Source organism: Citrobacter sp. RHB35-C21 (assembly GCF_013816515.1).
Lineage (GTDB): Bacteria > Pseudomonadota > Gammaproteobacteria > Enterobacterales > Enterobacteriaceae > Citrobacter > Citrobacter braakii.
The window spans coordinates 4,876,435-4,889,808 of record NZ_CP057147.1 but is presented as its reverse complement, the minus strand read 5'-3'; the positions used below and the strand labels follow the sequence as shown (position 1 = coordinate 4,889,808).

At 52.9% G+C, this 13,374-nt stretch carries 10 protein-coding genes; 6 read left to right on the top strand and 4 right to left on the bottom strand.

Annotated features, from left to right (window positions below; all coding sequences use genetic code 11):
- The first annotated feature begins 172 nt into the window (after positions 1-172).
- From HVZ39_RS23645 to HVZ39_RS23625, 5 genes are all read left to right on the top strand, one after another.
- Positions 173-1,252, top strand: a complete 1,080-nt coding sequence (locus tag HVZ39_RS23645) for a PTS fructose transporter subunit EIIC (RefSeq protein WP_003825153.1) — start codon at positions 173-175, stop codon at positions 1,250-1,252.
- A gap of 14 nt (positions 1,253-1,266) precedes the next feature.
- Positions 1,267-1,587, top strand: a complete 321-nt coding sequence (locus HVZ39_RS23640; protein WP_016155279.1) for a PTS fructose-like transporter subunit IIB — start codon at positions 1,267-1,269, stop codon at positions 1,585-1,587.
- A 101-nt stretch (positions 1,588-1,688) separates the two neighbouring features.
- Positions 1,689-3,986, top strand: a complete 2,298-nt coding sequence (locus tag HVZ39_RS23635) for a formate C-acetyltransferase (RefSeq protein ID WP_137380639.1) — start codon at positions 1,689-1,691, stop codon at positions 3,984-3,986.
- Positions 3,952-4,830 carry a [formate-C-acetyltransferase]-activating enzyme gene (locus HVZ39_RS23630; protein ID WP_181633030.1) on the top strand — a complete coding sequence of 293 codons (879 nt, stop codon included), beginning with the start codon at positions 3,952-3,954 and terminating at the stop codon, positions 4,828-4,830. The genes HVZ39_RS23635 and HVZ39_RS23630 overlap by 35 nt, the downstream gene beginning before the upstream one ends.
- Before the next feature lies 1 nt (position 4,831).
- On the top strand, positions 4,832-5,188 hold the full coding sequence (locus tag HVZ39_RS23625) for a PTS fructose-like transporter subunit IIB (protein WP_016155282.1): 357 nt from the start codon (positions 4,832-4,834) through the stop codon (positions 5,186-5,188).
- On the opposite strand, the gene HVZ39_RS23620 is transcribed toward HVZ39_RS23625, so the two are convergent.
- From HVZ39_RS23620 to argE, 4 genes are all read right to left on the bottom strand, one after another.
- On the bottom strand, positions 5,175-6,035 hold the full coding sequence (locus HVZ39_RS23620; RefSeq protein ID WP_181633721.1) for an AraC family transcriptional regulator: 861 nt from the start codon (positions 6,033-6,035) through the stop codon (positions 5,175-5,177). The genes HVZ39_RS23625 and HVZ39_RS23620 overlap by 14 nt on opposite strands.
- 86 nt (positions 6,036-6,121) lie before the next feature.
- Entirely contained in the window at positions 6,122-7,855 is a 1,734-nt protein-coding gene (locus HVZ39_RS23615) for a phosphoethanolamine transferase CptA (protein WP_181633029.1), read from the bottom strand.
- A 209-nt stretch (positions 7,856-8,064) separates the two neighbouring features.
- Positions 8,065-10,716 carry a phosphoenolpyruvate carboxylase gene (gene ppc, locus HVZ39_RS23610; RefSeq protein WP_016157932.1) on the bottom strand — a complete coding sequence of 884 codons (2,652 nt, stop codon included), beginning with the start codon at positions 10,714-10,716 and terminating at the stop codon, positions 8,065-8,067.
- A 342-nt stretch (positions 10,717-11,058) separates the two neighbouring features.
- Complete coding sequence (argE, locus tag HVZ39_RS23605) at positions 11,059-12,210, bottom strand: acetylornithine deacetylase (protein WP_151223053.1); 1,152 nt, start codon at positions 12,208-12,210, stop codon at positions 11,059-11,061.
- Positions 12,211-12,365: 155 nt separating this feature from the next.
- Here argE and argC point away from each other — a divergent pair, with 155 nt between their 5' ends.
- Positions 12,366-13,370, top strand: coding sequence for an N-acetyl-gamma-glutamyl-phosphate reductase (argC, locus tag HVZ39_RS23600; RefSeq protein WP_016155287.1), 1,005 nt, complete (start codon positions 12,366-12,368; stop codon positions 13,368-13,370).
- The last annotated feature ends 4 nt before the right edge of the window (positions 13,371-13,374 follow it).

The following is a 13,374-nucleotide window of genomic DNA, read 5'->3' as shown; positions in this document are numbered from 1 at the left end:
TCCTCTATAAATTCCGAGAAACTACAAGTTATGAGGCGGATCGCATTTTTGCGCTGACATTACAAAAGTCCAGCAAATGGCCTTTTTATCCACTGTTTGCGCCGCGTCGGATTGCCTATTGTTTTCCGCAACAAGTTTATGGATATGGGCTTTAGCAGCCTGGGAGCGACTTATGAAAGAGTTGGTACAAATCCTGAAAAACACCCGTCAGCACCTGATGACGGGTGTTTCGCATATGATCCCCTTCGTAGTCGCGGGTGGAATTTTGCTGGCGGTCTCCGTCATGTTGTATGGCAAGGGCGCGGTACCGGATGCGGCGACCGATCCTAATCTCAAGAAACTGTTTGATATTGGCGTCGCAGGGCTGACGTTGATGGTGCCATTCCTTGCCGCTTACATTGGTTATTCCATTGCTGAACGTTCTGCTCTCGCCCCTTGTGCGATTGGCGCATGGGTGGGAAACAGCTTCGGCGCAGGTTTTTTCGGCGCGCTAATTGCCGGGATTATTGGCGGTATCGTCGTCCATTATCTGAAGAAGATCCCCGTACATAAGGTGTTGCGATCGGTAATGCCTATCTTCGTTATTCCTATTGTCGGCACCTTTATCACCGCAGGCATCATGATGTGGGGCCTGGGAGAACCCGTTGGCGCGTTAACCACTAGCCTGACCGAGTGGCTGCAGGGTATGCAGCAGGGCAGCATCGTGCTGCTGGCGGTAATTATGGGACTGATGTTGGCCTTCGATATGGGTGGGCCGATTAACAAAGTTGCCTACGCCTTCATGCTGATTTGCGTGGCGCAGGGTGTTTATACCGTGGTGGCAATCGCCGCGGTAGGGATCTGCGTGCCGCCGCTGGGTTTAGGTTTGGCGACGCTGATTGGTCGTAAGAATTTCTCTTCTGAAGAACGTGAAGCCGGTAAAGCAGCGCTGGTGATGGGCTGCGTTGGCGTAACGGAAGGTGCAATTCCTTTTGCTGCCGCCGATCCGCTGCGCGTTATCCCATCCATTATGGTGGGTTCCGCCTGCGGCACGGTAACCGCCGCGCTGTTTGGTGCGCAGTGTTATGCCGGCTGGGGCGGGCTGATTGTTCTGCCGGTCGTGGAAGGAAAATTGGGTTATATCGCGGCGGTTGCCGTGGGGGCTGTAGTGACCGCAGTGTGCGTTAACGTACTGAAAAGTCTGGCGCGGAAAAAAGTGTCTCAGGTCGACCAGAAAGAAGACGACCTGGATTTAGATTTTGAAATGAATTAAGCGAGGAATGAGTCATGACCAAGATTATTGCAGTAACTGCATGTCCTTCTGGCGTTGCCCACACCTATATGGCCGCCGAAGCGCTGGAAAGCGCCGCTAAAGCCAAGGGGTGGGAAGTAAAGGTTGAGACTCAGGGGTCGATCGGTCTGGAAAACGAACTGACCGCGGCGGATGTGGCAGAAGCCGACATGGTCATTCTGACCAAAGACATTGGTATTAAGTTTGAAGAGCGTTTTGCGGGCAAAACTATCGTTCGTGTCAACATCAGCGATGCAGTGAAACGTGCCGACGCCATCATGAACAAGATTGGCGCACACCTTGCGCAAACCGCATAACGGTTTGTTTGCCGGAGGGGGGGCGACTTATCCGGCCTACTGATACGTAGGCCAGATAAGCACAGCGCCATCTGGCATCAGTTTTTCTACAGGAGTTCCTCATGACTAACCGTATCCAACGTTTAAAAAACGCTCTGTTTCAGAATAACCGCGAAATTTCGCTTGAGCGTGCGCTGCTATATACCGCCAGCCACCAGCAGACGGAGGGAGAGCCGGTTATTCTGCGGCGGGCGAAAGCCACCGCATATATTCTTGAGCACGTTGAAATATCGATTCGTGATGAGGAACTGATAGCCGGGAACCGTACCGTTAAACCGCGGGCGGGCATAATGTCACCGGAAATGGATCCTTACTGGCTGCTCAACGAGCTGGAGCAGTTTCCAACCCGTCCGCAGGACCGTTTTGACATCAGCGAAGAGGATAAACATCTTTATCGCGATGTGCTGTATCCGTACTGGGAAAAGCGGTCGATGAAAGATTTCATCAACGGTCAGATGACCGATGAGGTAAAAGCCGCTGTCCGTACGCAGATTTTTAGCGTTAACCAGACGGATAAAGGTCAGGGGCATATCATTATTGATTATCCACGCCTGTTGAATCTCGGGCTTGGCGAACTGGTAGCGCAGATGCGGGCGCATTGTCTGCAGCAGCCGGATAACCACTTTTATCAGGCTGCTCTGTTGCTGCTTGAGGCTTCGCAAAGCCACATTCTGCGTTACGCCCTGCTGGCAGAAAAAATGGCGGAAAACTGCCCGGATGCGCAGCGACGTCAGGAATTGCTGACGATTGCAGAAAACTCCCGCCATAACGCCCAGCATAAGCCACAAACCTTCTGGCAAGCATGTCAGCTGTTCTGGTACATGAACATTATTTTGCAATATGAGTCCAACGCCAGTTCGCTCTCACTCGGACGCTTCGACCAGTATATGCTGCCGTTTTATCAGACCTCGCTGACGCAGGGAGAAGATCCTGCATTCTTAAAAGAAATCCTTGAATCGCTATGGGTGAAATGCAATGACATTGTACTGCTGCGATCCACCAGCAGCGCGCGTTATTTCGCTGGCTTCCCAACGGGTTACACCGCACTGCTTGGGGGATTGACGGAAAATGGCCGTAGTGCGGTAAACGTACTGTCGTTTCTCTGCCTTGATGCTTATCAGAGCGTACAACTGCCGCAACCAAATCTCGGTGTGCGCACGAACGCGTTGATCGATACGCCGTTCCTGATGAAAACGGCACAGACCATTCGCCTCGGGACCGGCATCCCGCAAATCTTTAATGATGAAGTGGTGGTGCCCGCATTTCTTAACCGTGGCGTCTCGCTGGAAGATGCGCGAGATTACGCGGTAGTCGGCTGTGTCGAGCTGTCTATTCCAGGCAGAACATACGGTTTGCACGACATCGCCATGTTTAATCTGCTGAAAGTAATGGAAATCTGCCTGCATGAGAACGAAGGCAATCGCGCGCTGACGTACGAAGACCTGTTGAAGCATATTCGTGCCAAAATCAGCCACTACATTACGTTGATGGTCGAAGGCAGTAATATCTGCGATATCGGTCATCGCGACTGGGCGCCGGTGCCGCTGCTCTCCTCGTTTATTAGCGATTGCCTGGATAAAGGGTGTGATATTACCGACGGCGGCGCGCGTTATAACTTCTCCGGCGTACAGGGGATCGGCATTGCGAACCTGAGCGATTCGCTGCATGCGCTCAATGGACTGGTATTTGAACAACAGCGCTTAACTTTTGACGAACTTTTGTCGGTGCTAAAAGACAACTTTGCTACCGCGGAAGGCGAGAAAATTCGCGCCAGGCTGATTAACCGCTTCGAAAAATACGGCAACGATATTGATGATGTAGATAACATCAGCGCCGAACTGCTGCGTCATTACTGCAAAGAGGTAGAGAAATACCAGAATCCACGCGGCGGGCAATTTACGCCGGGTTCATATACTGTCTCTGCGCACGTGCCGCTGGGTTCGGTCGTCGGAGCGACACCAGATGGTCGCTTCGCTGGGGAACAGTTGGCGGACGGGGGGCTGTCGCCTATGCTGGGGCAGGATATGCAAGGGCCGACGGCGGTATTGAAATCGGTCAGCAAGCTGGATAACACATTGCTTTCCAATGGGACTTTGCTGAACGTGAAGTTTACGCCAGCCACACTGGAAGGTGAGGCTGGTTTACGCAAGCTGGCGGATTTTCTGCGGGCATTTACCCAGCTCAAGCTCCAGCACATCCAGTTTAACGTGGTGAATGCCGACACATTGCGAGAAGCGCAGCTGCGCCCACAAGATTTCGCCGGGCTGGTGGTGCGCGTGGCGGGTTACAGCGCCTTCTTTGTCGAGCTGTCGAAGGAGATCCAGGATGACATCATTCGCCGCACCGCGCATCAGCTGTGAGGTTATTGACCCACGTGGCGAGGACGTCGCGCGTATATTTAATATTCAGCGTTACTCACTGAATGATGGACAAGGTATTCGTACGGTAGTCTTCTTTAAAGGTTGTCCGCATACCTGCCCGTGGTGCGCCAACCCTGAATCTCTCTCCCCACGTATTGAAACAGTACGGCGGGAGAGTAAATGCCAGCACTGTACACCCTGTCTACGTGATGCTGATGAGTGTCCCTCCGGTGCGTTTGAACGTATTGGTCGTGATATCTCACTGGATGAGCTGGAACGTGAAGTGATGAAAGATGATATTTTCTTTCGCACCTCTGGCGGGGGGGTGACGCTTTCCGGTGGTGAAGTGCTGATGCAAGCGCCCTTTGCCGTACGATTCCTGCAACGTCTGCGGCGCTGGGATGTTCGCTGCGCGATTGAAACGGCTGGCGATGCGCCAGCCAGTCGTTTGTTATCGCTGGCAAGAGAGTGCGATGAGGTGCTGTTTGACCTCAAAATTATGGATGTCCATTTGGCGCGTGAGACCATTAATATGAACCTGCCGCGCGTGCTGGCGAATTTACGACTAATGGTCGCTGAAGGGGTTAATGTCATTCCTCGCCTGCCGCTGATTCCGGGCTTTACGATGAATGTAGAGAACACGCAGCAGGCGTTGACGCTGTTGTCATCATTGGGCATAAAGCAGGTGCACCTGCTACCGTTTCATCAATATGGCGAACCGAAATACAACCTGCTCGGATTACCCTGGTCGATGAAAGAAGTGCCCGTCCCGTCGGCGCAAGAGATAGGTTTTATACGTAAGATGGCAGAATGCGCCGGATTTCAGGTAACAGTAGGAGGATAGTATGGCCATCGCACCTGTACGATATCTGGTTGCTGTCACCGCGTGCGTAAGCGGCGTGGCTCATACTTATATGGCCGCTGAACGGCTGGAGAAACTCTGCCAGCAGGAGAAATGGAGCATCAAGATTGAAACTCAGGGCGCGTTGGGTACCGAAAATCGCCTGACGGAAGAGGATATTAACCGTGCTGATGCGGTGTTGCTCATTACCGATATTGAACTGGCAGGAGCAGAGCGATTTACGCAGAGCCGATACGTCCAGTCGGGCATTAGCGCATTTCTGCGTGAGCCGCAGCGGGTGATGAGCGCCGTGCGAAAGCTGCTTTCTGCACCACAGCACACACATCTTACTTTGGATTAGCTTTTATCTCCGTCAGCTGGCTGTGGTATTGCCGACGATATTCTGACGGCGAACGTTCGGTATTTTTGCGAAACAGGCGGCAGAAATAGTTGCTGTCAACAAACCCACAGGTGTGCGCCACTTCTTTGATCTTCAGCTCATAACCCTTCAGCAGCGTTTTCGCGTGTTCCAGTCGCGTGTGATTCAGGTATTCGTTAAACCCGATAGCGCCCGTTTTTTGAAACAGGTGGGAGAGGTAATTGGGTGAGATGTAAAACGCCTGCGCGACGGATTCTCGGGTGAGCGGCGAAGCGTAGCGTTCATCAATATAGTCGCGAATGGCTTCGAAAAGCGCCTGACTGCGTGATGCGGTCTGGATCTGGCTGCCCAGCAGATCGCGGCAGTGGCTCAGTAAGCTCGCAACGATTAGCCTGGCGGTTTGTTGCTCCTGCGGTTGCATCTGCATTTCATTGAGCGTTTGCAGCAGGAAAGAGCCAATTCGTGGCCCACGCCGCGCGACGTGCTGGCGGGTAAGATTATGATATTGCTTGCCGTCCCACTGGACGATGCTGAAACCCAGTTGCTGTTTGCCGAACAGAATGCTGAGCGTGGTGACCGGTGTGAGCCACTGCGGAAAGTTCCAGCCGCCAGCCGGAACGAATAGCACATCGCAAGGCAGTAACGTCGCGGATGCGCCAGCAACTCCGTTATCGGTGAACTCACCTTCCAGCACAATTTCCAGCCGGGGAAAATCGACCTGATACGCCAGCTCCGGCGTTGAGCTACTGGTGCTGGCAAAATAAACCTGGCGCAGCGGCGTGGGGCCGTTAATCAGGCGGGAGAGAAGATGGCTGACGTCGTGATACATGTTAATCCCTTGCAGGCAGCAGACAGGGGAAACAGTAACCGCCATCATAAAAAAAGGCCACTCTTTAAGAGTGGCCGATACGAGTATTACTGATTACCGATTTGATCGCCGTACGGCAGGCTATCGTAATCAATCAGGGCATTCTTTTTGTACGGATTGCCAATCCAGCGGGTCGTCTCTTTGAACTGCGGGCTGGTAATGGATCGGGTCGGATCGAAACCGTCGTAGGTGAATCCCGCTAAATCAGACCAGGTGTGGATAAGCTCTGAGCTGCTGTATTTACGATTCACATCCTGTGAGAAGTCACGCGGGTGTGCAGCCTGCCATTTTTCAGAGGTCCACAGCAGGAACGGTACCGTATACATATGGCGCGTCGGGTTGTCTTCATTACGACCCTGCGTTTTATGCGGTGGCGTATCGTATACCTCCTCCCCGTGATCGGAGAAGTAGAGCAGGAAGCCGTTCGGATCGGTCGCTTTATAGTCTTTGATCAGACTGGCAATGATATGGTCATTGTAGACATTCGCGCTGTCGTAATCGTTGTATGCTTCCAGCTCATCATCATCCAGGCCGGGGGGAACATGGTCGACATTGTTATCGAATTTACCCTGACCATCCGGATAGCGGAATTTGTACTTAATATGCGTACCCAGCAGGTGCACGATGATGAACTTTTTTGGTGCCGGGTCGGCCAGTACTTCTTTAAATGGCGCCAGCACATTGCTGTCATATTCGCGCGCACTTTGCGTACGCTGCTGATTCATATAGAACTGCTTATCCGTCTGCTTAGAGAACACGGTCAGCATGGTGTTGCGAGCCGTCATCGTCTGCTGATTGGTGATCCAGAAGGTTTTATAACCTGCCTGTTTCATCATATTCATCAGAGACGGTTGAGTCAGGTACAGGTCCGGATTCTTCTCGTTGGCGAAGGTCAGCGCCTGCTGCAGGATTTCAATGGTGTACGGACGTGACGTCACGACATTATTGAATACGGTGAAGTTAGGATCGGATTTATGCAATGCATCCAGTTCTGGCGTCGTTTCGCGCGGGTAACCATACAGGCTCATGCGACCACGCTGCGTTGACTCGCCAATGACCAGCACCAGCGTACGTGGGGCATCGCCGGAGTTATCTTTGAAGTTAGCCAGCGGCGGCAGGGCATTGTTCTCATTCAGCAGGCTATTGAGTGAGGTCAACTGCTGACGGTACTGATAATACCCGGAGATGAATTGCCACGGTGCGGCGGGCTCCATACGTGAGGCGAGGCCATTCAACGTTTTTTCAAACGGCTTGTGTTTGATGAAAGTGTTAACGGCTATCGGATGCAGAATCAAACCGTATAACAACGCAAACGACACCAGATAGCGCCAGGGCGATGGAATATGAACAGGGCGCAGACGCGTCCACAGCAGAATAGCGATAGCCGTATAGGCCAGGGCGATAAGAACAATTTTTAGGCTGAAATACTGGCTGAGATATTCGCTGGCTTCGTTCGCATTGGTTTCAAACATCACATACAGAACGCTTTGCGAGAACTCTTGTCCGTAGATGACGTAATAGCTCAGAGCAGCCAGCGAGGCCGCCCATAGCACCATGCTAATGACGGCAGCAATAATACGGATACGGTTTGGAAATAAAAATACCGGGATCAACCACAGCGAACTGAATAGCAAGGAGTCGCGTAATCCATTAGTTCCGCTATATCCGGTTAAACAAATAACGACCTGGAGTAAAGTGGAAAAAAACCAAAAATAGAGGAGCGCCCAACCCAGGGCTTTCCAGCTAAATTTAGGTTTAGACTGGAGTTGTAAGGATTGCATAATGTGAGCCTGTCTTTAATCGTAGCGCCAAGAGTAGCGACTTAATATTAAGAGGAACTTAAGCATCACGATCTTAGGATCGTGTTTTGCTGTTGATATATTCACAATGTGAATATATTCAGGCGGGAATATATTGAAAAAGAAGCGGTTATGACAGCAGTTTTTGTTGTCGCCTTCGTACAATAGCACGAAGGCGACGAGGGGGGACGTTAGCCTGTATTACGCATGCCGGCTGCGACACCAGCGATTGTCACCATCAGCGCTTGTTCAACGCGCGGATCCGGTGCATTGCCTTGCTCTTCCGCCAGGCGTGAGCGGTGTAACAGCTCAGCCTGTAAGACATTCAGCGGGTCAGTATAAATATTTCTTAACTGAATGGACTCGGCAATCCACGGCAGGTCGGCCATCAAATGTGAGTCGTTGGCAATCGCCAGCACGACATCGATATCGGCTTCCAGGCGCTGACGCAGCTCTTCACCCAGCGGCCACAGCTCTTTTTTGACCAGGCGCTGATCGTAGTATTCTGCCAGCCACAGATCTGCTTTGGCGAAAACCATTTCCAGCATGCCAAGACGTGTGGAGAAGAATGGCCAGTCGCGGCACATTGCTTCGAGTTCGCTTTGCTTACCGTCTTCAACCACTTTTTGCAGTGCGGTGCCTGCACCCAGCCACGCCGGGAGCATCAGGCGGTTCTGCGTCCAGGCAAAAATCCACGGAATGGCGCGCAGAGACTCTACCCCGCCGGTTGGGCGGCGTTTTGCCGGACGTGAACCGAGCGGTAATTTACCCAGTTCCTGCTCTGGCGTTGCGGAGCGGAAGTAAGGGACGAAGTCTTTGTTTTCACGTACATATCCACGATATAGCTCACAAGAAATATCAGAAAGCTCATCCATGATATGACGCCAGTTATCTTTCGGCTCTGGCGGCGGTAACAGGTTGGCTTCCAGAATTGCTGCGGTATACAGCGACAGGCTGCTGATGGTCACTTCCGGCAGGCCGTACTTAAAGCGGATCATCTCCCCTTGTTCTGTCACGCGCAGACCGCCTTTCAGGCTGCCGGGTGGTTGAGAAAGCAGCGCCGCATGCGCAGGCGCGCCACCGCGACCAATGGAGCCACCGCGACCATGGAACAGCGTCAGTTCGATACCGGCTTTTTCGCAGGTTTTGATCAACGCGTCCTGCGCCTGATATTGCGCCCAGGAGGCCGCCATCACGCCCGCATCTTTTGCGGAGTCAGAGTAGCCAATCATGACCATCTGTTTGCCCTGAATAAAGCCACGGTACCAGTCAATGTTCAGGAGCTGAGACATGACGTCATCGGCGTTGTTGAGGTCGTCCAGCGTTTCAAACAGCGGGGCAACCGGCATAGCAAAACCGATACCGGCTTCTTTCAGTAGCAGATGTACGGCCAGTACATCCGATGGTGTTTTCGCCATTGAGATAACATAGGCGGCAATGGAGCCATACGGGGCTTCGGCAATGACCCGGCAGGTGTCGAGCACTTCGCGGGTGTCGTTGCTCGGCTCCCAGTTACGTGGGAGCAGCGGACGCTTGGAGTTCAGCTCGCGGATCAGGAAAGCCTGTTTATCCGCTTCCGACCAGTTTTCGTAGTCGCCAATGCCCAGATAACGGGTCAGTTCGCCAAGGGCTTCAGTGTGACGGGTGCTTTCCTGACGAATATCAATACGTACCAGCGGTACGCCGAAACATTTCACGCGGCGTAGGGTGTCGAGCAATTCGCCATTGGCGATAATGCCCATGCCACAGGCCTGCAGAGACTGATAGCACGCATATAGCGGGTCCCAGAGCTGTTCGTTTTGGGTGAGAAGTCCCGCAGGTTTCGGTAATTTCTCGCCTTTCAGACGGGCTTCCAGCCAGGCCTGGGTTGCCATCAGACGTGAACGCAGGGTTTTCATCAGATAACGGTAAGGTTCTGCTGCGCCTTCTTCGCCCACCAGCGCCAACAGTTCCGGTGTAGCATCCACCATCGACAGCTCAGAAATCAGAAACTGAATGTCTTTCAGGAACAGATCGGTCGCTTTCCAGCGGCTGAGTAGCAGCACGTGACGGGTGATATCCGCCGTTACGTTCGGGTTGCCATCGCGGTCGCCGCCCATCCAGGAGGTAAAGCGAACCGGGACAAAATCAACGGGCAGCTTATAGCCCAGATGCTCTTCCAGTTGTTCGTTCAGCTCGCGCAGATAATTCGGTACGCCTTCCCACAAGCTATTTTCAACCACCGCGAAGCCCCATTTGGCTTCATCAACCGGGCTTGGGCGCAGCTTGCGGATTTCATCCGTATGCCAGGACTGGGCAATCAACTGGCGCAGACGGCGCATCAGCTGATGGCGCTCGTAATCGACGAGGTCTTTGTTATCAAGTTGCTTGAGACAGGCGTTCACTTCACCCATTTTATGGATCAGAGTACGGCGGGTGATCTCGGTTGGGTGGGCGGTGAGAACCAGCTCCAGGGAGAGAGATTCGACGGCTTTTTTGATGGTGGCTTCATCGAGGTTGGGCTGCTCTTTCAGTTTACGCAGAGTGCGAGCAATCACTTCCGGGTTGCTGGCTGCTTCGCCTTTTGGCGAAATGCTGTGGTACTGCTCGGCGGTGTTGGCCAGGTTCAGAAACTGGCTAAACGCGCGGGCAACCGGCAGCAGCTCGTCGTTAGACAGGTTTTGCAGCGTAGTGAGCAGCTCCTGGCGATTGACTTCATTGCCGGCGCGGGATGATTTGGACAACTTACGGATTGTTTCTACGCGGTCAAGAATGTTCTCTCCCAGCGCATCCTTGATGGTCTCCCCCAGCACTTTGCCGAGCATACTGACATTACTACGCAACGCGGAATATTGTTCGTTCATATTAACCCAGACACCCCATCTTTAATTTATGCGTCCTGTATCTTTCGCGCGACATCGGCGTTGGCTGCGCTTGCCCATCTGGTCACTTACTTATGTAAGCTCCTTGTATGAGCTCGCTTGTCGCCTTGCTATGACACGAAATCTCTCGGACTTTGTATGTTAGCCGTCTTTTATAAAGCCACGTAAAAGTCGTGACGTCAATTGCTGCGAAATCGGTTCAGCAAACGAAAAAATGACGGGAATTTACGTTATTTAATTCACATCGAATCAAATAAGCTTTGCTTATGAAATGTTAATAAATTACCTCGCTTACCACTAAAGGGTTAGCGAGGCGATAAGCGGTTAATGCCAGCAGAAATGATGCACAACCTGGGTGATCAATTCGCGGGTTGGCTTAATAAAACGAGTTTCCAGATACTCATCCGGCTGATGCGCCTGATTGATGGAGCCAGGCCCTAACACCAGCGTCGGGCAAAGCGTCTGGATAAACGGCGCTTCGGTGCAGTAGTTCACCACCTCAGTCTGTGCGCCCAGCAGTTTCTCAACCACTTGTACCAGTTGGTGATCCGGTGGGCACTCATAGCCTGGAATTGGCGGGTGCAGCTCCGACACCGTCAGGCGACCCGGCCAGCGCTCGCTGACCGGGGCCAGCGCGTCGTTAAGTAAGCCATTGAGATCGTTAAGCGTCATGCCGGGCAGTGGGCGAATATCCATATGCAGCTCGCAGCAGGCGCAGATTCGGTTAGCGGCGTCGCCGCCGTGGATGTGACCCAAATTTAACGTCGGATACGGGACGGTAAAAGCATCATGGTGATAGCGCTCTTTCAGGTCATCGCGCAGATTCATGATATGGCCGATGGCATCATGCATCAGTTCAATGGCATTCACGCCGCGAGCCGGATCGCTCGAGTGACCCGATTGTCCCAAAATGCGAATCGCATTAGAGATATGACCTTTGTGCGCGCGGACCGGTTGTAGAGAAGTGGGTTCGCCAATGATCGCGCAGTCCGGGCGTAAAGCGGTGGTTTCAGAGAAATAACGCGCTCCCGCCATGCTGGTCTCTTCATCGGCAGTGGCCAGAATGTACAGGGGCTTTTTCAGTTGCGTGACGTCGACGTCACGCAGCGCGTCGAGGATAAAGGCGAAGAAGCCTTTCATATCCGCCGTACCCAGACCGTAGAGCTTATTGTCATGCTCGGTCAGGGTGAACGGATCGCGCGTCCAGCGTCCGTCGTCAAAGGGGACGGTATCGGTATGGCCCGCCAACAACAAACCACCGGCTCCCTGTCCAATGCTTGCCAGCATATTGAATTTATTGCGCGTGTCGGGAACCGGCTGGACCTCCACATTAAAGCCTAAATCTTTGAACCAGTCCGCCAGCAGAGTGATTAAACCTGCATTACTTTGGTCGAGCGCTTCTTCGGTGGCGCTAATCGACGGCATGGCAATCAGAGCGCGGTATATCTCGATAAATGGCGGTAAATTGTTTTTCATTGTTGACACACCTCGGGTCATGATAGTATCAATATTCATGCAGTATTTGTGAATAAAAATACATTAACGTTGAGCGTAATAAAACCCACCAAGTGTAAGGTGAGGTGATAAAGGCTTATATCTGGCAACAGAATCTAAGAAGGTGAGCAGCCCCGATGTTGAATACGCTGATTGTGGGCGCCAGTGGCTATGCCGGCGCAGAGCTTGTGACCTATGTAAATCGCCATCCTGATATGACCATAACCGCTTTGACCGTCTCAGCGCAAAGCAATGATGCAGGAAAATTAATCTCTGATTTGCATCCGCAGTTGAAAGGCATTGTCGATTTACCGTTACAGCCAATGTCAGATATCAGCGAGTTTAGCGCAGGGGTGGACGTTGTGTTCCTCGCAACGGCGCATGAGGTGAGCCATGACCTGGCCCCGCAGTTTTTGCAGGCAGGATGCGTGGTGTTTGACCTCTCGGGCGCGTTTCGCGTAAACGACGGCGCGTTCTATGAAAAATATTACGGCTTTACCCATCAGCATCCAGACCTGCTGGAGCAGGCGGTTTATGGACTGGCGGAGTGGAGCGCAGACCAACTGAAAGACGCGAATTTGATTGCCGTGCCGGGTTGCTACCCGACGGCGGCGCAGCTGTCGCTGAAACCACTGATTGATGCCGGGCTGCTGGATCTCAGCCAGTGGCCGGTAATTAACGCCACCAGCGGCGTGAGCGGCGCGGGACGTAAGGCGGCTATTTCCAACAGCTTTTGTGAGGTGAGCCTGCAGCCGTATGGCGTGTTTACCCATCGCCATCAGCCGGAAATCGCTACTCACCTCGGTGCGGAGGTGATCTTCACCCCGCATCTGGGCAACTTCCCGCGCGGAATTCTGGAAACCATCACCTGCCGTTTGCAAGCGGGCGTAACCCATGCGCAGGTGGCTCAAACGTTGCAACAGGCGTATGGCGATAAGCCACTGGTGCGTCTGTATGACAAAGGCGTTCCGGCGCTGAAGAACGTGGTTGGCTTACCGTTCTGTGATATCGGGTTTGCCGTACAGGGTGAGCACCTGATCGTGGTGGCAACTGAAGACAACTTATTGAAAGGCGCGGCGGCACAGGCGATGCAGTGCGCAAATATTCGTTTTGGCTTTGCTGAAACGCAGTCTCTTATTTAAGGGT

Excerpts from the sequence above, each read along its gene's own strand:
- HVZ39_RS23635 (WP_137380639.1), top strand. The coding sequence starts at position 1,689 with ATGACTAACCGTATCCAACGTTTAAAAAACGCTCTGTTTCAGAATAAC.
- argC (WP_016155287.1), top strand. The coding sequence starts at position 12,366 with ATGTTGAATACGCTGATTGTGGGCGCCAGTGGCTATGCCGGCGCAGAG.
- argE (WP_151223053.1), bottom strand. The coding sequence starts at position 12,210 with ATGAAAAACAATTTACCGCCATTTATCGAGATATACCGCGCTCTGATT.
- HVZ39_RS23620 (WP_181633721.1), bottom strand. The coding sequence starts at position 6,035 with ATGTATCACGACGTCAGCCATCTTCTCTCCCGCCTGATTAACGGCCCC.
- ppc (WP_016157932.1), bottom strand. The coding sequence starts at position 10,716 with ATGAACGAACAATATTCCGCGTTGCGTAGTAATGTCAGTATGCTCGGC.
- HVZ39_RS23625 (WP_016155282.1), top strand. The coding sequence starts at position 4,832 with ATGGCCATCGCACCTGTACGATATCTGGTTGCTGTCACCGCGTGCGTA.
- HVZ39_RS23645 (WP_003825153.1), top strand. The coding sequence starts at position 173 with ATGAAAGAGTTGGTACAAATCCTGAAAAACACCCGTCAGCACCTGATG.
- HVZ39_RS23630 (WP_181633030.1), top strand. The coding sequence starts at position 3,952 with ATGACATCATTCGCCGCACCGCGCATCAGCTGTGAGGTTATTGACCCA.
- HVZ39_RS23615 (WP_181633029.1), bottom strand. The coding sequence starts at position 7,855 with ATGCAATCCTTACAACTCCAGTCTAAACCTAAATTTAGCTGGAAAGCC.
- HVZ39_RS23640 (WP_016155279.1), top strand. The coding sequence starts at position 1,267 with ATGACCAAGATTATTGCAGTAACTGCATGTCCTTCTGGCGTTGCCCAC.